Source organism: Pyxidicoccus sp. M6, from assembly GCF_055568925.1.
This window is the reverse complement of record NZ_CM145714.1, coordinates 11,493,297-11,517,568: the sequence shown is the minus strand read 5'-3', so window position 1 is coordinate 11,517,568 and position 24,272 is coordinate 11,493,297. Positions and strand designations below refer to the sequence as shown.

The following is a 24,272-nucleotide window of genomic DNA, read 5'->3' as shown; positions in this document are numbered from 1 at the left end:
AAAAGGTGCGGGCCGCCCCGGGTACGAGATGGGCAGTCACAGTTGTGGGGCGGCCCGCGGTGAAGCGGGTGCGGGTCGTCCCTGACTCAGGATGCAGACTCACAGTTGGGGGGCGACCTGCGGGTGAGGCACGGATGACCCCAAACACGGAGGGGAGAACTAAAGTTGCGGGGTAATCCGTTCCCCGTGGGTCTCACAGGGCGAAGAGGAACATACACAACAAGTGTATATCGCGCAACAGAATTGGAAAATTATTCACGGGTGGAAATCTGCGACATGGACCTCCAAGAAACGATGAAAGCGCTGGAGTCGTTGGGTTCGGAGCCGACGCGGAAGACGTTCCTCCGCCATGGCGCACCGGAGCCGCTCTTCGGGGTGAAGTTCGGGGACCTGGAGAAGTTGCGGAAGCGCCTCAAGACGAACGCGGGCCTCGCCGAGGCGCTCTGGGACACGGGCCATTCTGATGCGCGCATGCTGGCGACGATGGTGGCGGACGCCGCCGCCATGTCCTGGGAGCACCTGAATGCCTGGGCGCAGGCGCTGAACTGGCATTCGCTGGTGGACGTCTTCGTCAACAACGTGGCGCTGCGCTCACCGCACTTCAAGCAGGCGGTGGAGACGTGGACGGCGCAGCCCACGGAGCTGCAGGCGCGCGCGGGCTGGCAGTTGCTCGCGGCGCTGGCCACCAAGACGCAGAACCTGGCGGACGAGGAGCTCGCTCCCTGGCTGCCGCGCATCGAGCAGGGCATTCACACCGCGCGGAACCGCGTGCGCGAGGCGATGAACACCGCGCTGATTGCCATTGGCGGTCGCGGCGGTGCGCTGGGCGACGCGGCGATTGAAGTGGCGAAGCGCATCGGCAAGGTGGAGGTGGACCACGGTGACACCGCCTGCGAGACGCCGGATGCGGTGCGGTACATCGAGAAGATGCGCGCCCGGAAGGAGGGTGGGGTGGCGAAGGCCGCCGCCGTGGCGAAGGGCGCCGTGGACGGTGTGAAGGACCTGGCGGCGAAGGCGCAGGACGTGGCGTCGGGCGCGCTGAGCGCCGTGGTCCATGCGAAGGACGTGGTGGCGGGCGTGGTGTCGAAGGTGACGAAGCGCGCGCGCAAGTCTCCCGAGGGGGCGAAGCCGGCTCGCGCCGCTGGTGCGGCGAAGAAGGCTCCGGTTCATGCGAAGGCGGCTCCGGCTCGCGCGAAGAAGGCCGGTGCGGCTCGCAAGGCGACGCTCGCGACGCGCACTTCCGCCACGGCGAAGAAGTCCGCCGCGAAGCGCGGTGGTGCCACGACGGCGAAGAAGGCTGCAACGAAGAGGCCCGCCGCGAAGCGTGGCACTTCCACCGCGGTGAAGCGGGCCACTCCGGCGCCGAAGAAGGTCACCGCGAAGAAGGCTGCTCCCGCGCCGAAGCGGACCTCTCCCGCGCCGAAGAAGGTCACCGCGAAGAAGGCTGCTCCCGCTCCGAAGCGGGCCACGGCGAAGAATGCGGCCCCGGCGCGAAGCAGGACCGGGGCGAGGAATCGCGCCCGGTCGTGACGGCATCACCGTGCCGCGGCTTCACCCCGCGGCCCGGGCCTCACTTCACTCCTACGGGCACAGCTTCTGGCCACCGGCCTGCTTGTACGCCTTCACGCGGTTGACCAGATTGCCGTTGTCCGACTCCGGCGTGGTCGTCCCGTCGATGCCGGCGCCGAACGCGAAGCCCACGGAGTGGGCGGCGGCCAGCTCGGCGGTGTGCGCGAAGAAGTAGTCCACGCGGTTGTCCTTCCACTTCTCGCCCGAGTTGGGCAGCGACATGTTCCCCACCGGGAGCTGCCACCAGAAGTTCGGCTTGTTCAGCCGCTCGGAGAGGGCCTTGGCCCAGGTGAAGGCCTGGTGGAAGTGGGGCAGGGTGGCGTTGGAGGCGTCCCACCACGTGTCCTCGTTCTGCAGCACCTGGTACCAACCCGCGTCACGGTCCGCCGCCTCGATGGCGATGAAGTCCGTGTCGGCCGCGCCCAGCTTCAACAGGAAGTCGGCCACCTTGCGCGCCTCGCCCGCCACGTCGAAGGACGCCTGCGTGTTGAGGTACACGTCCATCTTCGTGGCCCAGGGGCTCGCGTGCAGGCCCACCTTCGCGTTGGGCGCGTACTTGCGCGCCATGGCCACCATGCAGCGCGCCAGTCCCACGGCGTTGTTCGGCTGCCCACCGCAGTCCGTGCTGTTGGCCGTGGCCACCGGCGCCGGCACCTGCGCCGGGTCTCCATTGGGCGCGTTGAACTGGACGTATCCCCAGAGGTCTGGCTCGAGGTGCAGCAGCGCGCGCTCGTTGCCCACCTGCTGCAGCGCGAAGCGCCAGTCGTTCAGGTAGCGCCGCAGGAAGTTCACGTTGTTGAGCGCGCCGAGCTGCGCCGACCCTTCACCCGCGCGGCTGCCCAGCAGCTGCACGTAGTAGGTGATGAAGGGAATCTGGCCCCGCCCCTTCGCCGTGCGGACGAAGTCGCGCACCAGCGCTCCCGGGCTGACGGCGATGTCCTGCCAGCAGCCCCACCACGCGCACGCGTACTGGCCGCAGGAGCCTTCCTGCGTCGTGCACGAGTCGTTGCACGCCGTGCAGACGCTGGACGACTCCGTGAGCGAACTCGAGACGTAGAGGTAGTGCACGTCGAAGGCCGCGCTGGTGGCGGTGCTGTTCTCCATCTTCGCGCCCACCAGCAGCTTGTCCTTCCCCAGCGACGTCAGGAACGAGTCGCCCAGGCACGCCGAGGGCTGGGTGCCGCCGTCGGTGTTGCCGCCCGTGCCCGCGTCGGTGTTGCCGCCGGTGCCCGCGTCGGTGTTGCCGCCCGTGCCGGCATCCACGCCAGCGTCCGAGCCGGGCTTCGTGCCGTCGTCGTCGTCCGAGCTGGAGCAGCCCGCCAACGCCAGCAGGCCGAGGGTGAGGAACGCGAGTCGCTTCATCCGCTTCGGAGAGGGAGTGCGCATACGGCCCGTGACGCTACTCCTTCGCCGCGCCGTGGCGTCATCCGACGAACGTGCCGGTGCCCTCGCGGGCCCGCCTGTCAGCCCCCCGAGACCTCCATCCAACCAGGGGTCAACAATCCGCCAGTCTTTAAAAACAAGAAATTCTTGAGAGCCGCACACCGGCCCAGGTAGACGCACGGCTCCCCTCATTTCCCCCCGGAGACGTGATGAAGACGCGAGTGTGGATGCTCCTGTTGCCCGCGCTGGTGGCGGCCGGCTGTGGCCCTGTCGATGAAGCGCGAGAGCCCGTTATCGATGAGCTGACGGGCCAGGTGCTGCAGGAGGCCACGACGAAGTACGACATGAACCGGCTGATGGAGGACGCGGACATCACCGGCGGCCAGTGGATTACCACCGCGCAGGTGCAGGCCTTCCTCCAGCAGAACGGCTCGTACCTGGCGACGTACAAGGACCCGGCCTGGAGCAACAAGACGGCCGCCGCGCTCATCGTCGAGCGCTCCAAGGCGTACACCATCAACCCGCTCTACATGCTCGCGCGCATCCAGGGCGAGTCGAGCCTCGTGCAGAGCGGCACCTCCAACAACCTCTCCAAGGCCACCGGCTGTGGCTGTCCGGACGGCAGCGGCTGCGACGCGCAATACGTGGGCTTCGGCAACCAGATTGAGTGCTCCGCCAAGAAGATGCGCGGCTACTTCATCGATTTGGACGCGGGGCGCACCACCATCGCCGGGTGGAAGGTGGGCCTGACGAAGAACACGTCGGACCCATGCGCGGTGACGCCCGCCACCAAGGCCACCGCGGCGCTCTACACGTATACGCCGTGGGTGGGCGCGTACGCGCTCCAGTGCGGCCGTACCACCGTGGGCGGCTCGTCGCTGATGGCCGTCATCTACAACCGCTTCAAGACGGCCTACGACTGGGGCAGCGCGCCCGTCACGTGCTACTCCGAGACGGCGGGCGCCGCGCTGCCGGTGGACGGCTGCGTGCAGAGCTCGTCGGACGCCATGTGGCGGCAGTGCCTGGCCACGGGCGTCTTCACGGCGGGCAGCACCACGAAGCCCACCACGTGCACCGTGTCCTATCCGTGGTGCTCCTCCGCCACGCTGGGCCGCTCCGTGCCCGCGCGCACGTGCGTGCAGTCCTCCGGGGACTCGCAGTGGCACCAGTGCGGCGTGGAGGGCGCATGGCAGAGCGCGCCCACTGCGCCCACCTCCGGCTCGGGCCCCGTGGGCACCTGCTTCGCGCTCTACGCGCTGTAGCCGTGCGCGCGTGCTCGGGCTCCTGGGGCCTCGTCAGTATTCCTTGCTCCAGATGAGGTCCAGGCCGCCCGAGCGCGCGTCGCCGTACTGGCCTTCCAGGCTCCACCGTGGGCCGAACTGGTACTCGAAGCGCACGGCGTTGGCGTTCTCTCCCTGCTGGAGGTTGGCGCCGACGCGGCCGGTGTAGCCCACGTAGATTTTGTCCGTCACGTACGTGCCCACCTCCAGCTTGGTGCCGGCGAGGCCGGACTGGCCGGCCTCGATGGAGAGCACGTCCAGCGGCAGCTTCGCCGCCAGCGCCTTGCGCGCCTCGTTGGCCACGAGCGAGCCCACCACGGAGGCCGCCTGCGCGCTGGCCGTCATCGACGCGCCCGAGCCGCGCTCCAGCGTGCGGCGGCCGGTGGCGAGCAGCGTGTAGATTTCGGACTCCGGCAGCGGCGGGTCGCTGGTGGGCTTGAGGGTGATGTCCCGGCCCTGGCCGCGGATGGTGACGAACACCGTCACCTTCGCGTTGTCGTTGCGGTGCTCGGCGGTGACGTTGATGTACGGCGTCGCCGGCGGGCCGGTGAAGCGCACCTGACTGTCGCGCTGCACGTCGAAGCGGCGGCCCAGCACGTCCACGCGCCCGCGCAGCACGCGCACCTCGCCGAACATGCGCGCCTCCTTGCGGTACTCCACGCGGAAGTCCTCGGACAGCCCCAGCTCCACGTTGACGTCCGAGCCCTTCACCCAGAGGTTGCGCGGCGCATTCACGTTGATCCAATACGAGCGCAGCGGTGCCTCCTGCTCGGTGACGACGTTTTCGTCCGCGCCGGCCTTGTCGATGGCCTTGGCCAGGTCCTCCGCCTGCGTCGCCCCGCTGCCGCCCACGGCCGACGGGCGTCCACCGCTGGGCGTGGCGTCCGGGATGTTCTCCTCCTGGTCCTTCTCCGTCGGCGTCTGTTGCTGCTGCTGTGCCTTGCGCTTCTTGCGCTCCACCGGCACGCCGTTGCGCACGAGGACGATGTCCCCGGGACGCTCCAGCGGCTGCAAATCTTTGCGCTTCAGCTCCGGCAGGGTGATGGTGGCCTCGGGGATGGAGACGTTGCGCAGGTTGACGAGCCGCTCGGACAGCGTGCCCTCCACCTTCCCGCGCAGGCTCACCAGGGCCATGAGCTGGTCGTCGTAGATGATGGGGAAGTCCTGCGTGACGAGCGGGTGCTCGTTGCCCTGCGGGCTGGACAGCTCGAACTCGCCCGAGCGCGTGCGCACCGCCGTCAGCGGCGCCTCCAGCCGCAGCGTGCCACTGCCGGCCTTCGCCTCCAGCGTGCGCAGCGCGATGGACTCCTGGTTGGCCTCCAGGGCGAGCTGGATGTCGCGGTACTCGCCCATGCCCATCAGCCCGAGCACGCCGTCCTTCCACGCCAGGGTGCCCTGGAAGGTGGGCGCGCCCACGGTGCCGGCGAGCTGCGCGTCCGCCTGCACCATGCCGCCCAGCCTGCGCACCATCTCCGTGGCGCCAGAGAGGAAGGACGGGTCGAAGTTGCGCGCCTTGAGCGACACCTCCAGCGGCGCGCGCGTGTACTGCAGGCCCTTCTCGAAGGCGGGCAGCGACACGTCCAAATCCATTCCGCCCGTCACCAGCAGCGTGCCGCCCGACGGCGCGGTGAGCATGGCGTCGAAGGCGGAGTGGATGCCCTTGTACGCGTAGTGCAGCCGGGCCTGTCCCAGCCCCAGCGTGCCGACGCCCAGCTTCTGCACGCCCGCGGTGAGGTCCACCTCCGGCGTGTCCAGCGTGCCTCGCGCGGCCACCTCCACCGCGAGCACGCCCTGAATCCCCTGCGTCTGGGTGCCCGGCGTGGGCGGAGGCCCCGTGTGCGCCTGCGCGATTCCCGGCAGCTCCTGGATGGACACCGGCATCAGCCGGCCGCGGATGCGGAAGGGGATGCGGCCGTACACCTCGCGGTCCTGCAGCGCGCCCAGCGGCGCGAGCAGCGTGGCGTCGAGCTGCGCGAGCGGGCCTGCCTCGCGCTGCACGGAGAGCGCCACCTTCACGTCCTTCTCGCCGCCCGTCACGGTGAGCTGGCCGCTCTGCGGAGGAACGCCGTTGGCGGTGACCCCCGCCACCTGTACGGCCAGCTTCCCCTGGGGCACCAGCACCGAGCCGTTGAGGTCGAGCTGCGCGGACACCGTGCCGCCCGGCTGCTCCACGCCGGGCATGCCCTCGAGCAGCGTGAGGGGCAGCTCCTGCACGCGCGCCTCCACCTCCAGCGCCGTGGCCACGGCCTCGTCGGGCGTGGGCGGCTTCGCCATCAGCCCGCCCAGCGTGAAGGGCGTACGCAGCGCGACCCAGGCCTGCTGCGCGAGCCCCTGCAACTCCAGGCGCGCGTCCAACGTGCCGTCATTCGCGTCGGACGCGGCGCGCAGCTCGAAGCCCACGGGCGTCTTCAACGAGAAGCCCGGCGGCGGCACCTGGTAGCGGATGTCGTGGCCGCGCAGGAGGAAGTCCAGCTTCGGCTCTCGCGCGGGGCCCACCACCGCCAGCGTGCCGGAGAGGCGGCCGCTGGGGCCCTCCGGCTGCTTCGCCAGCTTCATCACCCCGGCGACGTCCAAATCCTCCAGGTTCACCTTGAGGGACATGGCGTCGCGGCGGCGCTTCAGCACGCCCTGCACCGGCACGTCGAAGTCCGCGGCGAGCTTCGCCACGGGCAGGCTCGCGGACAGCTTCCCGGAGGCGCGGTCCTTCACGTACCGCGCCTCCACCGTCGCCTGGAGGCCCTCGTAGCCCTGCGCGCGGCCATCCTCCAGGCGGAGGTTCGCCTCCGCGTCCGGGCGCGGCAGCCGGCCTCGCGCGGACACGAAGCCCGTCACCGTGCCGCCCAGGCCGAGCGACTCGGGGACGAAGGCGTGCGGCAGCTTCGTCAAATCGACCGCGCCCAGCTCCACGCGCGCCAAGATTTGTTGCCCCTCCTTCGCGCCGCGCAGCGACAGTCGCTGCGAACCGGAGGCGAGCGTCAGCGCGGGCTCCACCTCCACCCGGCCTCCGCCGAAGCCCACGTGCGTGGGGCGCTGGAGCTGCCACGTCGCCTCCGGCCAGGACAGCGTCAGCGCGTCCACCGCCAGCCCCTGGCCGTCCTCGTCCACGAGTCCTCCGACGATGAGGCCGAGCTGCGCGTCTCCCTGCACGCGCACCGTGGCGTCCAGCTTCCGCTCGCGCGTGGCGAGCGTGACGGCCAGGTCCTTGAAGGTGCGCGTGCCCGAGCGCAGCTCGGACACCACCAGCGAGGCATCCGTGTCCAGCGGACGGGTGACGTCCGGCAGCTCCACCTTCACGGTGAGGTCCTTCAGCGCCAGGTCCGGGCCGTACGAGAACGAGGCGAAGCCGCCGTGCGCCTCCAGGCCCGGCGTGCGCAGCGGGCCCTCCACGACGAAGTCCAGCGTGCCGCTGCCGGACATGGGGCCCACCGTGCCCGGCAAGAGCTTCGTCAGCGCCTGCGACAGCAGCGCGAGGTTGCCCGCGGTGAAGCCGCCGTCCACGCGCATCTTCTCCTGCGTGCCCTGGCCCTGCGCGCGCAGCGACGCGCCCGGCAGCAGCACTTGCAGCCGTGACAGCACGTACTGGCCATTCTTCGCGCTGGCCTCCAGCTCCACCGGGCCCAGCGGCTGGCCCTGGTACTCGGACGGAGACACGGTGAGGTCCACCGTGCCGTCCAGCGTCTCCAGGCTGGTGCCGCCGCCCTTCGCGTCGAGGTCCGCGTGCAGGTTCGTCTTCGGCCCCTCCGCCACGAGCTGCGACAGGTCCACGTCGCGCACCCTCGCGGTGACGCCGCTCGTGCGCATGTGCTCCAAATCCCAGTCGCCCTTCAACGCCAGCGTCGCGTCCGCCGCCTTCGCGCGCGCGTCCACGTTGGCGAGGTCCCCGTCCATGGCCGCCGTGCCCTCCAGCGACACGGGCACGAGCAGCGGATACGTGGGCACGAAGCCCTTGAGCAGCTCCGGCGGCGCCGAGAGGCGGCGCACCGTCACCTGCGCCTGCATCTTCCCCTCGGGCTGACCGGGAGGCGACTCCGGCGGCAGCTTCACGTTGCCGCTCGCGTCCAGCACCAGCCCCGCGGCCTCCAGCCCCACGTCCGCCTTCAGCGCGCCCTCTTCACCGCCGCCCTTCAGCGACAGGCGCACCGGCCCGGACACGGGGAGCGCGAGCCCACCGGTGGCGTCCAGGTTGACGTCGAGGCCCTGCGTCGCCGCCGCGTAGCTGGCGGAGCCCTTCGCGTCGAAGTCCTCCAGCCGCACGTGGCGCTCGGGGCCGTCCTCCACCTCCTGCCGGAAGTCGACGTAGCCGTCCTCCAGCACCAGCTCGCGTAGGTCCAACCGCAGCTTGCCACGGGGCTGCGGGGGCTCCTCGGGCTTGGGGGTGCGCGGCTCCAGCGCGCGGGAGAGGTTGAGGCCGCGCTCGTCCTGCGCGAGGTACAGGCGCGGGCGCTCCACCTTCGCCGCGGTGAGGTCCACGTGCTGCTGGGCCAGCGAGCCCAGGCGCACGCGCGCCTCCACCCTGGCGATTTCCGCCACCAGCTCGCCCTCCGGGTCATACAGCTTCAGGTCCGTGAGGACGGCGCCACCCAGCCACAAATCCAATCCGCCCACTTCCAGACGTCCGGAGAGCTGCTCGTTCGCCAGGGCCACGCCCTTGCGGACGAGCCACGCTTCGCCGCTGGGGCCGGTGAGGTAGAGGAGCGCACCCGCAACGGCCAGCACCACGAGGGCCACGAGGCCGGCGAGCCCCCACAGCAACCTGCGTCCCCAGCGCTTGCGGTTGCTCAAAACGCCTCTCCAATCGACAGGTGCAGCGCGCACAGCCCTTCCGGAGAGCCCGCGTAGGTGGCGTCGCGCGATGTCGGCCCGGTCGGCCTCCACTTGCTGCCAATGCCGAAGCAGCCCCCGGACTCGGGATAGATGTATCCCGGGCTGGTGACGGGCAATCCCTTGCCGATGTTCAACCGCCGCGCGATGTCCAGCCGGATGGGCCCCACCACCGTGAGGTAGCGCATCCCCACGCCAATCGCGTGGTAGTGCTCGGGACCGAACAGTCGGGGGGCGAGCCGCGAGGAGTAGTCATAGATGCCCACCAGGCCGGAGTCCCAGAACACGGCCGCCATCAGGCTCTGGGTGAACTGGTAGCGCAGCTCCACCGAGCTCTCGAACATGCTGTTGCCGCCCACCGGCACCGTGTCCCACTCCGCCGTCGCCTCGCCGTTGGGGCCCGTCTGGCCTTCGGTGGGCAGCGCGGCCAGGGGAGACAGGCGCTGGCCGTTGAAGCCGCGCATGGCCGTGGCGCCGCCGGAGAAGAAGCGCGTGACGATGGAGCTCTGCCCGCCGCCGGCCGGGTTGAGCGTGCCCAGCCGCGCCTTCACAGCCAGAATCATCCGCCGCTCCTCGTCCAGCGCCCGGTAGAAGCGCAGGTCCGGCAGCAGGCGCACATAGGTGAACTGGCCGAAGAAGGGCCCGCCGCCCTTCTGCACGGACAGCGCCAGGTAGTAGCCGTCGCGCGGCTCAATGGGGTCGTCCCGGCGGTCCCACGCGATGGCCACCTCCAGGTAGCTCAGCGCGATGTCGCACTGGGTGAGGTTGTTGGCGCAGCCCAGGATGACGGGGGGCACGCGCGCGTCCGCGCTCACCCGGCCCGTCAGCCGGTACACCTCGAGGTTGTACGAGGGGAAGATGGAGAGGCTGCGGTGGGGCTGCCAGATGACGCCCGCCTGGAGCTTCCCGCCCCAATAGTCGTACGCCTGCTCCAGGCCCTTCTCCGCGGTGACCGACGTCTGCAGGCGCAAGTCGCGGAAGAGGAAGCGCGGCTGCTCGAACTCCGTCGTCACCTCGCCCACGGGGCCGTCCTTGCTCCGGTTGAGGACGCTGGGGATGAAGGCGTAGCCCAGCCGGCCGCGGATGGTGAGACGGCGCAGTCCGCCCTGGAAGTTGCGGTGCGACCACTCGCCCAACACGCGCACCTCCTGGCGCGCGGCGTCCACGCCCAGACCTCCGCCCAGCCGCACCGAGCGGAAGGGCGACTCGCGCACGTCCACGACGACGGGCACCGTGCCGGACTCGCGGTCCGGCGCGCCGCGGTTCACCTTCACCGCGCCGAACACGCCCATGCGGAACACGCGCGCCTGGGCCTCGGCCAGCGCCGTCTCGCTGTACCAGTCCCCCTTCTTCAGGCTGCCCTGCACCTGCTCGATGATGCGGCGCGGGGGGACCTGGGGATTGGCGTCCGTGGCGACGAAGGTGTTGCCGAAGCGGTAGCGCGGGCCCGGGGTGATTCGCAGGTCTACCGTGGCCTGCTTCGTGGCCAGGTCCACCCGCACCTCTCCGCCCGCCTCCGCCTCCGCGTAGCCCAGCTCGCGCAGCCGGCCCTGCACCTGGGCCTTCGTCTCCTCCCAGGCCGCCTCGCGGAAGATGTCCCCCTTCTTCAGGGGGAGGTCCGCCATCACCCGGTCGCCGTGCTCCTTCCTGAACTCCTGGGGGAGGGCGTCCAGGCCGGAGACCTGGATGTCGCCGATGCGGGTGGGCTCTCCCTCCTGCACCTTCACGTCGATGGAGACGGCATTGGCCCCCTGCGGCTTCACCTCGCTGGAGACGACCTCCGCCTCGTAGAAGCCCTGGGCCTGGTAGTAGCGCTGGATGCGGCGCAGGTCCGCCTGCCAGGCGTTGGCGTCGAAGTAGCGCGGGCCGCCGAAGGGCCAGAAGCCCCACCACGGCGTCTCCGAGGTGAGGATGCGGTCCTTGATGTCACCCTCGCTGACCTGCTTCGTCCCCTCGATTTTCAGGTCGTTGACCTTGGGGCCCGGAGGACGCTCCTGTGTCGTGGCGCACGCGGCCAGCAGCAGCAGGGCGGCGGTGGTGGCGAGGCGGAGGATTCGGAGTTGGGCGGCGGCCACGGGGCGGTTCTAGCCGGAACGTTTGTCGCTGACTCGCCTCTTGCCAGGGGAAATCCGCCCCACTGTCGCATTCCGAGACCTGCCCGAAGTCAACAGTGTCCGGTGTCTCGCGCGGAGTGCCCGTCGTAATGCGGCGACACGTGCAAGCCGGGCCGAGGTGCGCAAGATTGGCCCCCTATGGCCCTGTCCTGGCGAATGCGAGCGGTGCTGTTCTCCACGCTGGCGCTGTTCGGCTCCGCGTGCGGCGTGGACGATGACGAAGTCGTGAAGCTGAAGGAGGGTGAGAGCCTGGCGGACGCGGAGTACTGCGGCTCGTTCGGCTGCGAGGACCCGTATCAGCTCTGCGCCGAAATCTTCCTTGAGTTCGGCCGCTCGCCGCCCATCTGCGTCTATGACGACGTCTGCGAGCGTCTGGAGTGCGCCAACTCCAACCGCCGGTGCGCCGTGTTCGACGGCTTCCCCGGCCAGGTGAAGTGCATCGAGTGAGGCGGCCCTCCGCCCGGCGGCGGAAGGCTTCTTCTCTTCGACATCCCTCCGGCGGAGACCTCCCGAGGGAGGTCCTCCGGTGGGAAGGCCTGCCCCGTCAGCGCCGCGAAGAGGCGGTGAGCCAGGCCAGGCGCTCGGCGGCGGTGCGCGTCTGTTCATCCGTCAGCAGCGCGTCCGCGTTCTGGCTGATGCGGTAGGCCCAGTTCGAGTCGCTCATCGAGCCCGGCAGGTTGATGCGGTCCCTCGTGCCGAGGATGTCCTGCCATGGCAGCACGCACAAATCGCTGCCGGAGTTGAGCGCCGAGGCCAGCATGGCCCGGTGGATGTCCGGATTGAACTCGCGCGTGACGGGCACGCCGTTCATCTCCGGCCACGCGCGGGCGGCGGCCTGACGCTCGTCATCGCGTGCGCCCTCCCACCACTCCGCCACCGTGTCCGTGTCGTGCGTGCCCGTCGTGACCAGGGACACCGCGGGGAACTGGTGCGGGTTCCGGTACGTGTTGTCGTCGCGCTCCCAGCGCATGACGCGGTAGCCCGGCAGCTTCAGGTCCGCGAGGATGCGGCGCACGAAGGGCGGGATGACTCCCAGGTCCTCCGCGACGATGCCGGCGCCTTCGGACAGCAGGCGGAAGTGCTTCTCGCCCAGGCGCTTGTGGCTCTCCTCGTCCGGGGGGATGAAGCGGCCGGTGGGCGTCTGCTCGTCGCGAATCCACTGGCGGAAGTAGCCCACCGCGTGGTCCACGCGGCGCAAGTCGTAGTAGCTGGCCGCCTTCTTCGCGCGCTTCTTCAGCCACGCGTAGTCGTCCTTCTCCATGGCGGCGAAGTCGAAGTACGGCAGGCCCCAGTCCTGGCCGGTGGCGCTGAAGTCGTCCGGGGGCACGCCCAGGCGCGCGTCGCGCCGGAGGATGTCCGGGTGGGCCCAGCAGTCCGAGCTGTCCTGGCCGATGATGAAGGGCTCGTCGCCGCACAGGAGCACGCCGCGCGTCCGGGCCTGCTCGCGCACCGCGTTCCACTGCTGCTCCGCCACCCACTGCAGCCACGCGTGGTAGCGCACGCGGCGCTCCAGCTCCTTCGATTTGGCCGCCAGGGCCTCGGGCTTGCGGAGCTTCAGCCCCTCGGGCCACTCCCACCACGGGCGGCGGTCCTCCTGCTCGCTGATGGCGGTGAAGAGGGCATAGCTCTCCAGCCACTCGCCCTGCGCGTCGCGCCACTGGCGGAAGGCCTTCGCGCGCTCGGACTGGGGGCCCCAGTGCTGGGCCTCGAACGTGTCGAAGGCGCGCGCGAAGGCGGCGTCCTTGAGCGGGAAGACCAGGTCGTACCGGACGCGCGGGGCGGCGCGGGCCTCGGCCAGCTTCTGGCGCTGCTCCTCGGAGAGGGCGGCCTCGCCTCCGGAGGCGGTGAACTCCGGGAGCTGCTTCAGGTCGATGAAGAGCGGGTTGAGGCCGAAGGCCGAGCGCGTGGAGTAGGGCGACGGGTCGCCCGGCGCGGTGGGCAGCAGCGGGAGCACCATCAGCAGGCGCTGGCGCGCGGCCTTCATCCAGCCGAAGAGGCCGTCCATGGCGCCGAAGTCGCCAATGCCGAAATCCGTCTGAGAGCGGAGCGAGAAGAGCGGAAGCAGGAGACCGGAGAGCCGGCCAGGTGTGGACATGGTGCGGCGCAATCTGCCCCAGCCCCGGGCCGGTGTGAACTGCTCCGACACCGAGGAGTGCGCGGGGGCTCCGCTGCCTGACGGAACAGACTCCAGGCGGCGCCGCCAGCTGGCCGGAGGTACGATTCCAACGTGAACTGGCTTCCGGAATCCTTCTACGCGCGGCCCGCGCTCACCGTGGCCCGCGAGCTGCTCGGCACCCTGCTGGTGGTGGAGGGGGGCGGCGTCCGGCGGGTGGGGCGCATCGTCGAGACGGAGGCCTACATCGGCGAGCACGACCTGGCCTGCCACGCCGCCAAGGGCGTCACCCCGCGAACGGAGGTCATGTTCGGGCCGCCGGGACGCGCCTACGTCTACCTCATCTACGGCATGCACCACTGTTTCAACGTGGTGACGGATGCAGTGGGTGTAGGGGCAGCGGTGCTGATTCGTGCGGTGGAGCCCGTGGAGGGGCTTGCCGAGGACGAGCGCACCGACGGGCCCGGGCGGGTGTGCAAGGCCCTGGGCGTCTCCAAGGCCCACAACCGGGTGGAGCTCTTCTCTCCGGCCCTGCACCTGCTGCCCGGGGCGCCCGTCCCGGAGTCGCGGGTGGCCCGGGGCCCCAGAATCGGGGTGGACTACGCCGGAGCCTGGGCCGCGGAGCCGTTCCGGCTGTGGGTCAAGGACAGTCCGCACGTCAGCCGTCCGCCCAGGGGGGCGCGCCAGCAGCCTTGACGGAACGCGCTCCGGCTGGTTGGGTGCGCCCGCCATGTCCGACGAGGCCGCCAGGGAAGAGGACCGACAGCTCCTCGAGAGGGCACAGGAGGGGGACGTTTCCGCCTTCGAGGCGCTGGTGGATGCGCACCGGGACAAGGTCTACGGCCTGGCCCTGCGCATGACGCGCTCCGAGGCCGATGCCGCGGAAATCACCCAGGACACCTTCCTGTCCGCCTATCAACATCTCAAGGATTTCCGGGGGGATGCAGCCTTCGGGTCCTGGGTACACCGTATCGCCGCCAACCACGCGCTCATGCGCCTGCGCCACCGGCGGGTGGCCCAGGCGGCCGAGCAGGAGCTCCAGGGCCCCGAGTTCACCGAGCGGGGCTCCCTGGCCGAGTACCCCCTCTCCGACTGGAGCCGGGACGCCGAGGAGAAGGCCCTGGACGCCGAGCTGGGAACGGCCATCCAGCAAGCAACCGAGCGGCTGCCGCAGGGCTACCGGGAGGTCTTCCTCTTGAAAGACGTGGATGGCCTCAGTTACGAACAGATCTCAGAGGTTACGGGGGACTCCATCCCCGCCATCAAGAGCCGCCTGCACCGGGCCCGGCTCGCGCTCCGTGAAGCCATCGATGACTTCTACAACCGGGACAGTCGCGGGGCGTGAAACGCGACGAAGCGCTCGGCATCTTGGAGAAGGACGAGGGCGCGACGCAGCCAGCCGAGGTTCGGATGTACAATTGTAAAGATTCCATCAACCTCCTGCTGGAGTTCCTCGATGGCGAGATGTCACCCGAGGAGGCTCAGCATTTGAAGGAGCACCTGCGCGGGTGCAGCCCCTGCGTGGACTTCCTGCGCACGTACAAGGCGACGCCCGGCCTGTGCAAGAAGGCCCTGGCGGCGAAGATGCCGAAGGAAGTCTCCGAGAAGCTGACCGAGTACCTCCGCAACAAGATCAAGTCCGCCTCGTGAACCTGAAGCAGCTCTCGCTCCCGGAGCTGGAGGCCGCGCTGGCCCCGCTCGCTCCTTCTCCCACCGCCGTCCGCAAGGTGTTCGCGGCCGTGTTCGCCCATGGGGCGAAGTCCGTGGAGGAGGTGGCCGGGGCCCGGCAGGTGCCGCGCAAGGTGGGTGACTACCTGCGGGCACACGCGGAGCTGCCCTCGCTGCAGGTGGTGGAGCGGCGCCGGGCGGATGACGGCTTCGTGAAGTACCTCTTCGACTCGCCGCTGGGCGGGCGCGTGGAGGCGGTCCGCATCCCCATCTTCGACGAGAAGTACGTCATCTGCGTGTCCAGCCAGGTGGGATGTGCGCTGGCCTGCGACTTCTGCATGACGGGGAAGCTGGGCTTCAAGCGCAACCTCCAGACGTGGGAGATCCTGGACCAGGTGCTCCAGGTGCGCGCGGAGGCGGACCGGCCGGTGCGCGGCGTCGTCTTCATGGGGATGGGCGAGCCGCTCCTCAACTACAAGGAGACGCTGCGCGCGGCGGACATCCTGCGCACACCGTCCGGGTTCTCCATCTCCGGCGAGGCGATTACCTTCTCCACGGCGGGACACGTGCCGGCCATCCGCCGCTACATCCGCGAGGGGCACCCGTACCGGCTGGCCTTCTCCGTGACGAGCGCCATTCCGGAGAAGCGCGCCCAGGTGCTTCCCATCGAGAAGACGCACCCGCTGCCGGAGCTGATTGAAGCCATCCGCGAGTACAGCACCGTGCGGCGCGAGCGGGCCATGATTGCCTACGTGGCCATCAGCGGCTTCAACCTGGGCCGCGAGGACGCGGAGGCGCTGAAGGTGGCCTTCGACGGCATCCCCATCAAGGTGGACCTCATCGACGTGACGGACCCCACGGGGAAGTACCTGCCACCCACGCCCGAGGAATTGAGCGCCTTCCGCGACCACCTCCAGATTCTGAAGTCGCCGGTGGCGCGGCGCTACTCGGGTGGCAAGGAGATTGGCGCGGCCTGCGGCACGCTCGCGGCCACGCAGTACGGCGGCACGGTGATGCCCCGGCCGGAGCCCGCCGCTTCTTAGCGCGGCTCTGGCGGTTCAGGCGCCCCGGAGCACTTCCTCCAGCAGGGCCTGCCCTTCCAGCCACGAGCCCAGCTTCGCCGCGCTGCCCACGTGGCCCTTCGCACCCACGTTCACCAGCCGCGCGCCCCAGTCCGAGGCGAGCCCGGTGACACGCTCCATCGTGATGTAGTTGTCATCGGTGCTCGCGACGACGACGGAGGGGAACGGGAGCCGCTGGCGCGGCATGGGCGCGAAGCCCACCGTCACCGGAGGGAAGTCCGGCGCCTCCGTATCACTGGGCGCGACGAGCAGCGCGCCGTGGACCTTGTTGCCCGCGGTGGACGGATGGGCCGCGGTCCAGTACGCCACGGTGATGCACGCGAGGCTGTGGGCCGCGAGTACCACCGGCCGAGGTGACGCCGAGATGGCCCGCTCCAGCGTGGCGACCCAGTCCTCGCGCCGGGGCGTGTTCCACTCCGCCTGCTCGATGCGCCGGCAGTCCTTCCGCTCCCGCTCCCAGAATGTCTGCCAGTGGTCCGGGCCCGAGTTGTAGAGGCCCGGAAGGAGGAACACGGCGGGAGCGGAGTCGGTGGCCATGGAGGCGGCACGTAGCCGGGGGCCTCGGCCCCGGTCAAGCGCGAGGCCCCGTGTCTCACGGGCTCACGGGCCGGGCACGAGCGGCACGGTCCAGAGCTGGCTGGCCTTGGTGTCGTCGTAGGCGCCGAAGAACACGCGCTGCCCCACGCGCGTGTAGTTGCGCGGGTAGGAGCTCTCCCCGCCCGGCGCGATGTCCTTCAGCGCGTGCGTGCCCGCCACCGTGCCATCCGTCACCCAGGGCTCGATGCCCGAGGCGCTGTCATACGCGGCGAAGAAGGCGAGGTTGGACTCCGCGGCGAAGATGGGCGAGCCGTACTCGTCGGAGAGGCTCAGCGGCCGGTGCAGCATCCGCGTGCCGGCCTTGGTGCCGTCCGTCACCCAGAGCTGCGTGTCGCGAGGCGCGGGGCCCGAGCTGCCGATGTACTGCTCGAAGTAGATGCGGTCCGCCGTGGCGCTGAAGTTGCTGACGTACGGCCAGGCGTCCGGCAGGGCCGCGTACGGATTGGACAGCGTGGCGACGTGCTCCTTGCCGCCCACGCCGTCCACGCGCAGGCGGAAGAGGGCGAGCCGCTGGTCCGCCGAGTTGGTGAGGCCGACGTAGAGGTGCTCGCCCATGACTGTCATCAGCCCCGGGTAGCGGCCGTCATTGACGAACGTATAGAGGCGCACGGTGCCCGCGCTCGTGCCGTCCGTCTTCCAGACGTGGGTGCCCTGCGCGTCGTACATGGTGAAGAACGCGAGCCCGCCCCCACTTCTGACGTCCAGGGGCCCGTAGCCTCCCGTGGGGAGAGCGCGTAGGGAATGCGTGCCCGCGGCGGTGCCGTCTGTCCGCCACACCGAGGTGTCGCCGGCCTCGTTCCGGACGAAGAAGATGAGCGCGCTGCGCGCGCGGGCCGTCCGCCAGTCCACTTCGTTCCCCGCCCCCAGGTCGCGGATGCGCACCGTGCCGCTGGCCGTGGCGTCGCTCCGCCACAACTCCGTGCGCCAGGACTGGGAGCCCACGTCCTGTATCGAGCGGAAGAAGGTCACCGCGTCGCCGAACGCGGCGAAGCTCGACAGGTACGAGTCCTTGCCCCCCGGAGTGATGTCCGCCACGCGTCGGGTACCACTGATGGTGCCGTCACTCACCCAGAGCTCGTTGCCGCAGATGTAGTCGCCCACGGTGAAGTAGAAGCGGTCGCCCGCGGGAGTGAGGTTCGCCACCTGGGCGTTGGTGGCGTGCGGAACCTCCGGAGGGAAGACGCGCAGCGCGGCGGTTCCCGCCCGGGTGCCGTCGCTCATCCACAGCGAGCGGGTGCCATCCTCGAAGTTGGCGGCGAAGGCGAGCCGGCCCTTGAAGTCCACCAGCCCGCTGGGCCCCTCCGCATAGCGAGGAATCATCTGGGTGGGCGGGAAGATGACCTTCGGGCGACTCGGGGTGCCCGCCGTGGCGGACGTGAGCGCCGCCGCCTGTCCTCGAGTATCCGATTGGGACTGCGACTCCGTGTCGGGCGTCTGTTCTCCGTCGGGCGCCATCCCTCCGCATCCCGCGACCAGCCAGCCCACCAACACCCCTCTGACCCATCCACCACGCATCCGCCACCTCCGTCCAACAGCTTCGCGCGAGGGTAGGGAGCGCAATTCATGGCGGCCACCCGAGGCACTTGAAGGCAACACGCGTTGCGTGCGCTGGATGACGGACGTGCTCCGCTTCCTGCTCCACGCGTGGGAACACGGAGGGCCACGCAGTGAAGATTCAGTGCCTGAGCAGGCAGGAGGGCGGGCCCATGCCTTCGTGCTGGTTCCTCGCGCGGGCTGCCGTGGAGCGCGCGCATGGCGGCTGTCACGTCACTCAGGTGGCACTGTCATTCCGTGGCGCTTCCCGGGTGCGGCTGCTCGGAGAATGCTGCGCCGCATGTCCGCGCCATCCACGCCGGAGGCCGCCGCGAAGCCGCTCGGGCTCCGGCTCATCATTGCCTACAAGGTCATCAAGGCGGTGTTGGTGCTGGGACTGGCGATGTTGCTGACGCTCGCGCCGGAGAAGGCGGGCGCCTTCACCGAGCAGCTCATCCACGCGCTCACCGAGCGCGGGGCGCTGCTGCGCCGAATCGGAGAGTGGCTCCGCGCGCATGGGGTGGCGAAGCTCGTGACGGATGCGCGGATGGTGGCCTGGGCCGACGGCGTGTCGACGGCCGTCGAAGGGGCGCTCCTCGTCACGGGCAGCGCGTGGGGAGAGTGGGTGGTCGTCGCGAGCCTCGCCGTGCTCATCCCCGCGGAGCTCTTCTCCCTGGAGCAGCGCCCGTCCGTGGCGAAGGTGGCCGTCATCGCCGTCAACGTGGCCATCGTCGCGTACCTGGTGCGCCTGCGGCTCCGGGCCCGGCATCACGCGCAGCGCCCGTGAGGCGCGTCACGTTCAGCGCTGGGGCTCGGAGGGACGCTCGCGGGAGAGCCGCTCGGTGAGCAGCTCCAGTTGGAGTTGCTGGAGCTCCAGCATGCGCTCCCACTGCATGTGCATCAGGTGGTCGAGCTTCTCGTGCAGCGTGGCCACCTCCAGCTCGGCCTTGAGGTTGACGCGGTAGTCCTGGTCGGCCTGGCGTCTGTCCCGAAGGGCCTGGCGGTTCTGCGACATCATGATGATGGGGGCCTGGAGCGCCGCCACGCACGAGAGGATGAGGTTGAGCAGGATGAAGGGGTAGGGGTCGAAGGCGCGCGCCCCGAGCAGGCCCGAGTTGAGCAGGACCCAGCCGAACAGCACGCTGAGGCCACCGAGCACGAAGACCCACGAGCCACCGACGCGGGCCACCGCGTCCGCCGCGCGCTGACCGAAGGTGAGGTTGCGGGCGAACTCGCGCTCCAGGTCCTCGGCCACGGTGGAGTGCATGGCCGCGCGCCGCGCCACATCCGCCTCCACGGCGGTGAGTTGGCCGCGCTCCTCTTCGAGGCGGGAGGTGACGAGGGCCAGGCGCTCGGAGTCACGGCAGCTCCGGCAGATGAGTGCACCGGGCGCGGCGGCATCCGGGTGCCGCTGGATGACGAAGCGGGACAACTCCGCGCGAAGGGCGTCCAGGCGCGTGCGCTCACTGGACGGGCGCTCGCGGTGGCAGACGCAGCACGTGAACATGGGCGGATGACGGGGCCCATGGTGGTGATGTCCCGCGTGTCCGCCTCCGGTGTTCGTCGCCATGGTGTCTCTCTCGCCGAGCGGAATGTGCACGGAGGGGCCGCCCACCCCGTGGCTCCACTGTGCCACCACGAAGGTACGAGGGGGAGGTCGTCCGAGGGGCCCGGACCGCCTCACGAGGGCAACGAAGTCGAACGCGCGCGGAGTGGCGCACCCTCGCCCGCCACCCCGTTGCAGGCCAGCGCGGACCTGGTGGCTTGCGGCATGGCGAGCTCGTGCCTCCGATGCGGGGTGGCTCGGGACGCAGCTCCCTGACCACCAGGTGACATCCGCCCTGGAGGGAGGGCACTTCCGCCAGGAGTCGCCGGTTAGGGTGCCGCCGAGGAAGCCGGGCCGCCGGCCATCGCCGGGGGGTGCGCGCGCTTCCGGAGAGGGCCTTGTCATGTCCTTGCTCTCGGAGTTCAAGGCGTTCGCGCTGAAGGGCAACGTGGTGGACCTGGCGGTGGCGGTGGTCATCGGCAACGCATTCACGGCCATCGTCAACGCGCTGGTGGCGGACCTGGTCATGCCCATCGTCGGGCTGGTGCTGCCCGGCGGAGACTGGCGCAGCGCCACCGTCACGCCGCTGCAACTGCGCGTCGGCCACCTGCTGGGCGCGATGTTCGACTTCATCATCATCGCGGTGGTGCTGTTCATCGTGGTGGTGAAGGTGAGCGCGCTGTGGCGCCGCAAGGAGGCGCCCGCCGCACCCACGACGCGCACGTGCCCCGAGTGCGGCGAGACGATTCCGCTCACCGCGCGGCGCTGCCGGGCCTGCACGTCCGTGGTGGAGCCCGTCGCGCCCACACCCGCCTGAGGCGGGGTGGGCACGCGGCGGGAGCGGGCTCAGGCCTTGTCCAGCTCGAACTGGACCTTGATGGAGCCGGGCCCGGCCAGGTTGGAGACGTAGATGGCCGCGAAGTCGCCGTCGAAGCCCAGCACGGACTTGCCCACCGGGATGTTGATGGTCTTCTGGTTGGTCCGCAGCGTGACGTCCGCCGTCACGCCGCTCTGCGGCTCGACCACCGTCGTCAGCTTCCACTGCTGGGACGGACCGGAGGCGGGGTCCAGAATCTGCCGGAACACCTCCGTGCGCGAGGTGGCGCCGACGTGCAGCAGCCCGTCCTTCATGTCCGGAAGGTTCCCGAGGTGCACGAGCAGGTTCGTCGCATCGCCCAGGTTCCAGTCCACGGTGACGAAGCTCCCCTGGCCCTTGAGCTTGTCCGTCGTGCGGGGAATGGGCAGCACGGAGCTGCCGATGCGCAGGTCCACGGACCTGGGCAGCGGACCGCCGTTGAGCTGCTTGTAGGACGCGTCGACGGCCCAGTCCTGCGACTTGTCCTGCTTCTCGATTTCCATCGTCGCGGTGCCCTGACCCACAATCATCACCCGCTTCGTGCCCATCGGTCTCTTCCTTGTCGGGGAGCTCCACCAGTGGAGTCGACCGGTGCTTGAGCAACCGGCGTACCAGTGGCGCTGGCACCTGCTCTCCCTCGGGAGACACCGTGGCGCTGGCTCGCGCGGCGGCCGAAGGGGCCGTCCGTCATGTCGCTCGACACGTCGGAACAGACGGCCCGACATGTGGCACCGCCTCCGAGGCAGGTGCTCCGCGCCGGGGGTGTTCACCTTCGGCGGGCCCGGAGCGGATGTCACTTTCCCTCCAGGCCCGCCCGCCTTAAGTCTTGGGAGCCGGAGGTCTCACGCGCGGATGGTGGAATTCATCGACCAGCTCATCTCCTCGCTGGGGCCCCTGGGCCTGCTGGTGCTGGGCGTGGCGGCGGCGCTGGAGTACGTCGTCCCACCCTTCCCTGGAGACACCATCACCCTGCTGGGGGGCGTGTACGCGGTGCGCGGCACGCAGCCGTGGCCGCTCGTCTTCCTGGTGGTGACGGCGGGCAGCGTGGTGGGCGCGGCCATCAACTACTGGGTGGGCCGCTGGCTGGCGCGGCGCTTCGACGCCCACCCCGGGAAGAGCTACTTCGGCATCACCCACGCGAGGCTGGAGGAGGTCCAGGCGCGGATGCGACGCAACGGGCCATGGCTGCTCCTGGCCAACCGTTTCCTGCCCGGCATCCGGGGCCTCATCTTCGTCGCGGCGGGAGCCGCGGAGATGCCTCGCTTCAACGCGCTGCTGCTGGGCGCCATCTCCGCCATGGCCCACACCGGACTGGTGCTGGCGCTGGGGGCGGCGGTGGGCGGCAACCTGGAGCGGCTGGCGGCGCTCGTCGAGCGCTACCAGTACGCGGTGGTGGGGCTGGTGGTGGTGGGCGTGGTGGCCGTGCTGGTGCGCATGCTGGCCCGCCGACGTACCCCCGCGCCGGAGCCCTGAGTCCGAGGGAGGACGGGACGGCGGAGCGGGATTGCATGACCCCGGCGGGCGCGGTTGAGTCGGGGCCATGGTCTTCCATGCCCGCTCCTGGAGTCCTCTCCTCGTGGCCTTCGCGGTGGTCCTCATCGGCGGCTGCCGGTGCGGTGACCCCGGCCTTGGCGGCACGAGCGAGGGCTTCCGTCCGCAGGAGGAGTTGGTGGAGTTCGGCCGCGTGCGGGAAGGTGACCAGGCGCGCCGGCGGGTGACGCTGCTGGCCACCGGCCGCGCGAGCATCACCGTGGCGGCCACCGCGGGCGCGCCCTTCTCCGTCGCCACGCCGGAGGTGACGGTGCCCGGCAGCGGCACGGCCACGGTGGAGGTGGTGTTCACCGCGGGCAACGGGGACGCGGAGGGCTCGCTCGTGTTGTCGGGCAGTGGTGACACGGCGACCGTCCGCCTCACCGGTACAGGCGTGCGTCCCAAGCCGTGTCCGGCCGAGCAGTGCCGTCAGGCGTACTTCGACGTGGAGTCCGGCGAGTGCGTGGAGTCGCCCCAGCCGGACGGGGCCGCGTGCATTCCCGCGAGCCGCTGCGAGGAGAACGGCCACTGCGAGGCGGGCGCGTGCGTGGGCCGGCCGCGCTCGTGTGATGACGACAACCCGTGCACGGTGGACTCGTGCTCGCCCACGTTGGGGTGCGTGACGCAGCGGGTGGTGTGCCCCGCGCCGAGCAACCCCTGCAAGGCGGGCGTGTGCGACCGGGAAGAGGGCTGCAAGGAGGTGGATGTCGAGGACTACGTCCCGTGCGGCGCGCTGGACTGCAAGAACGCCAATGTCTGCATCGGAGGGAGTTGCACGAAGGTGCCCACGCCGGACGGCACCGTCTGCGCGCCCGCGACGGCCTGTCGGGATGAGGGCACGTGTCAGGATGGCGAGTGCGAGCTGCCGGACGCGGGTGAGCTGGAATACGTGTTCCGGCAGCAGCTCGGCGGTGCGCCGGTGGAGGTGCCCGGTGAGCCCGTGCTGCTCGTTCAGGGGAGCGCGCTGTTCACCTCGGTATGTGGTGGGGACGCGGGCTGCCGGCTCGCCTCGTACACGGAGGGCGGGTTGGTGCGCTTCGAGTCGCCCTATCCGGACGGCGGCGCACGCACGCTGCTCGCCGCGTCGGACGCGGGCGTGGTGGTGATGGGCTCGGAGGGGCTGGAGGGCTACGCGCCGCGAGGAGATGGAGAACGGCTGTGGGAGGCCTCATGGGCGGTGATGGGGCCGCCCTCCGCGGTGGACGCGGGGACCTGGCACGGCGAGACGGGGGCGGGGCGCGTGGCGCTCACGGCCGAGGGCGATGTGCTGGCGTATGTGGACTGGCGGTTGGCAGTGGATGGGGGCGACGGGGGAATGGTGCCGATGCCGTCGCCGGAGGCCGCGCGGCTGGTGTGGCTGGCCGGGAGCGAGGACGCGGGCACGCTGCTGCGCGCGTCGTCCCTGGAGGCCTGGCCCGGTGAGGCCCGGCTCGCGTTGGACGTGACGGGCGCGGCCTTCCTCTACTCGGTGGACGGGAGGCTGGCGCGCGCGGACGTCGAGGAGGACGGCGGCACGGAGTTGTGGCTGTCAGCGCTCGTGGATGGGGGCGTGCCGGACGGTGGCGCGTCGCTGGCGGTGGCGAATGGGACGTTGCTCGTCGGTGCTCGGGCCTTTGTGCCCATCGAGGCCGTGGACGGAGGCTCGCCGGTGGGGGTGGATTGGGACGGTGGCGCCAGGACGCTGACGCCGCTCGCGGAGCCGGCCCTGCTGTCCCCCGAGGGCGCGCCCGGCTACCTCTTCGCGCGCGCCTGCGGGCGCACGGACGGAGTGCCCTGCACGCCCGAGGAGGAGCGCGTGGTGCTGCGCGCGGTGGACCCGGAGACGGGGAGCGTCGCGTGGGAGGTGGACGCGCTGCCGGATGAAACCCTGCCGGGCACGTTGCACGACGCGACGCTGGTGCGGGGCGACGCGGTGGGCGTGCTCGCGGCCGCGGAGCAGGGGGACGGGCCTCGTGTCTGGTACCAGCTCTTCGCGAAGGGAGAGCGCGTGGGCATGTGCCCGCTGCCTGGACGTCCGCACGTGGCGGGCGCGGCCTTCGTCGGAACCCGGCTGCACGTCGTCGTGGAGCGCGACGGCGCGTGGCTCCTCGAGTCCTACGAGGTGGACGGAAGCGCCGAGCCGCGCGGCTGGCCCCAGCGTCACGGCACCATGGACGGTGCCCGGCGCGAGTCTCCGTGAC

The 24,272-nt window shown here is 70.5% G+C and carries 19 protein-coding genes; 11 read left to right on the top strand and 8 right to left on the bottom strand.

Features of this window, described 5'->3' with window-relative positions; genetic code table 11:
* The first annotated feature begins 276 nt into the window (after positions 1–276).
* Positions 277–1,530: a DNA alkylation repair protein gene (locus ACVTJA_RS45250; protein ID WP_465830136.1), complete on the top strand. Its 1,254-nt coding sequence runs from the start codon at positions 277–279 to the stop codon at positions 1,528–1,530.
* 51 nt (positions 1,531–1,581) lie between these two features.
* On the opposite strand, the gene ACVTJA_RS45245 is transcribed toward ACVTJA_RS45250, so the two are convergent.
* Positions 1,582–2,955 (bottom strand): hypothetical protein, encoded by a 1,374-nt coding sequence (locus tag ACVTJA_RS45245; protein WP_465830135.1) that lies wholly within the window; start codon positions 2,953–2,955, stop codon positions 1,582–1,584.
* 206 nt (positions 2,956–3,161) lie between these two features.
* Between ACVTJA_RS45245 and ACVTJA_RS45240 the strand changes: the two genes are divergently transcribed.
* Positions 3,162–4,214: a hypothetical protein gene (locus ACVTJA_RS45240; protein ID WP_465830134.1), complete on the top strand. Its 1,053-nt coding sequence runs from the start codon at positions 3,162–3,164 to the stop codon at positions 4,212–4,214.
* 33 nt (positions 4,215–4,247) lie between these two features.
* On the opposite strand, the gene ACVTJA_RS45235 is transcribed toward ACVTJA_RS45240, so the two are convergent.
* Both ACVTJA_RS45235 and ACVTJA_RS45230 read right to left on the bottom strand, forming a co-directional pair.
* A complete protein-coding gene (locus tag ACVTJA_RS45235; RefSeq protein ID WP_465830132.1) occupies positions 4,248–9,014 on the bottom strand; it encodes a translocation/assembly module TamB domain-containing protein in 4,767 nt (1,588 codons plus the stop codon).
* Positions 9,011–11,128 (bottom strand): BamA/OMP85 family outer membrane protein, encoded by a 2,118-nt coding sequence (locus ACVTJA_RS45230; protein ID WP_465830131.1) that lies wholly within the window; start codon positions 11,126–11,128, stop codon positions 9,011–9,013. Before ACVTJA_RS45230 ends, ACVTJA_RS45235 begins: the two co-directional genes overlap by 4 nt.
* 177 nt (positions 11,129–11,305) lie before the next feature.
* Here ACVTJA_RS45230 and ACVTJA_RS45225 point away from each other — a divergent pair, with 177 nt between their 5' ends.
* Positions 11,306–11,614, top strand: a complete 309-nt coding sequence (locus tag ACVTJA_RS45225) for a hypothetical protein (RefSeq protein ID WP_465830129.1) — start codon at positions 11,306–11,308, stop codon at positions 11,612–11,614.
* Positions 11,615–11,711: 97 nt separating this feature from the next.
* Here ACVTJA_RS45225 and ACVTJA_RS45220 read toward each other — a convergent pair whose 3' ends face one another.
* Positions 11,712–13,262, bottom strand: a complete 1,551-nt coding sequence (locus tag ACVTJA_RS45220) for a 4-alpha-glucanotransferase (protein WP_465830127.1) — start codon at positions 13,260–13,262, stop codon at positions 11,712–11,714.
* A gap of 132 nt (positions 13,263–13,394) precedes the next feature.
* Here ACVTJA_RS45220 and ACVTJA_RS45215 point away from each other — a divergent pair, with 132 nt between their 5' ends.
* From ACVTJA_RS45215 to ACVTJA_RS45200, 4 genes are all read left to right on the top strand, one after another.
* A complete protein-coding gene (locus tag ACVTJA_RS45215) occupies positions 13,395–13,976 on the top strand; it encodes a DNA-3-methyladenine glycosylase (RefSeq protein ID WP_465830126.1) in 582 nt (193 codons plus the stop codon).
* A 34-nt stretch (positions 13,977–14,010) separates the two neighbouring features.
* Positions 14,011–14,625, top strand: a complete 615-nt coding sequence (locus tag ACVTJA_RS45210; protein ID WP_465830125.1) for an RNA polymerase sigma factor — start codon at positions 14,011–14,013, stop codon at positions 14,623–14,625.
* Positions 14,626–14,690: 65 nt separating this feature from the next.
* On the top strand, positions 14,691–14,930 hold the full coding sequence (locus tag ACVTJA_RS45205; RefSeq protein WP_465830123.1) for an anti-sigma factor family protein: 240 nt from the start codon (positions 14,691–14,693) through the stop codon (positions 14,928–14,930).
* Positions 14,927–15,991 carry a radical SAM protein gene (locus ACVTJA_RS45200; protein ID WP_465830121.1) on the top strand — a complete coding sequence of 355 codons (1,065 nt, stop codon included), beginning with the start codon at positions 14,927–14,929 and terminating at the stop codon, positions 15,989–15,991. The genes ACVTJA_RS45205 and ACVTJA_RS45200 overlap by 4 nt, the downstream gene beginning before the upstream one ends.
* Before the next feature lie 15 nt (positions 15,992–16,006).
* On the opposite strand, the gene ACVTJA_RS45195 is transcribed toward ACVTJA_RS45200, so the two are convergent.
* A complete protein-coding gene (locus ACVTJA_RS45195) occupies positions 16,007–16,567 on the bottom strand; it encodes an RBBP9/YdeN family alpha/beta hydrolase (protein ID WP_465830119.1) in 561 nt (186 codons plus the stop codon).
* Between the two features lie 63 nt (positions 16,568–16,630).
* The gene (locus ACVTJA_RS45190) at positions 16,631–18,082 is read right to left on the bottom strand and encodes a hypothetical protein (RefSeq protein WP_465830117.1); all 1,452 of its coding nucleotides are present in this window, start codon (positions 18,080–18,082) and stop codon (positions 16,631–16,633) included.
* Positions 18,083–18,461: 379 nt separating this feature from the next.
* On the opposite strand from ACVTJA_RS45190, the gene ACVTJA_RS45185 reads away from it, so the two are divergent.
* On the top strand, positions 18,462–18,947 hold the full coding sequence (locus ACVTJA_RS45185; protein ID WP_465830115.1) for a DUF2127 domain-containing protein: 486 nt from the start codon (positions 18,462–18,464) through the stop codon (positions 18,945–18,947).
* A gap of 12 nt (positions 18,948–18,959) precedes the next feature.
* Here ACVTJA_RS45185 and ACVTJA_RS45180 read toward each other — a convergent pair whose 3' ends face one another.
* The gene (locus ACVTJA_RS45180; protein WP_465830114.1) at positions 18,960–19,730 is read right to left on the bottom strand and encodes a DUF1003 domain-containing protein; all 771 of its coding nucleotides are present in this window, start codon (positions 19,728–19,730) and stop codon (positions 18,960–18,962) included.
* Positions 19,731–20,109: 379 nt separating this feature from the next.
* Here ACVTJA_RS45180 and mscL point away from each other — a divergent pair, with 379 nt between their 5' ends.
* Positions 20,110–20,523: a large conductance mechanosensitive channel protein MscL gene (gene mscL, locus ACVTJA_RS45175; protein WP_465830112.1), complete on the top strand. Its 414-nt coding sequence runs from the start codon at positions 20,110–20,112 to the stop codon at positions 20,521–20,523.
* Between the two features lie 29 nt (positions 20,524–20,552).
* On the opposite strand, the gene ACVTJA_RS45170 is transcribed toward mscL, so the two are convergent.
* Positions 20,553–21,110 (bottom strand): hypothetical protein, encoded by a 558-nt coding sequence (locus ACVTJA_RS45170; RefSeq protein WP_465830110.1) that lies wholly within the window; start codon positions 21,108–21,110, stop codon positions 20,553–20,555.
* 304 nt (positions 21,111–21,414) lie between these two features.
* On the opposite strand from ACVTJA_RS45170, the gene ACVTJA_RS45165 reads away from it, so the two are divergent.
* Both ACVTJA_RS45165 and ACVTJA_RS45160 read left to right on the top strand, forming a co-directional pair.
* Positions 21,415–22,035, top strand: coding sequence for a DedA family protein (locus tag ACVTJA_RS45165; protein ID WP_465830108.1), 621 nt, complete (start codon positions 21,415–21,417; stop codon positions 22,033–22,035).
* 67 nt (positions 22,036–22,102) lie between these two features.
* Positions 22,103–24,271, top strand: a complete 2,169-nt coding sequence (locus ACVTJA_RS45160) for a hypothetical protein (RefSeq protein WP_465830106.1) — start codon at positions 22,103–22,105, stop codon at positions 24,269–24,271.
* Position 24,272 lies beyond the last annotated feature (1 nt).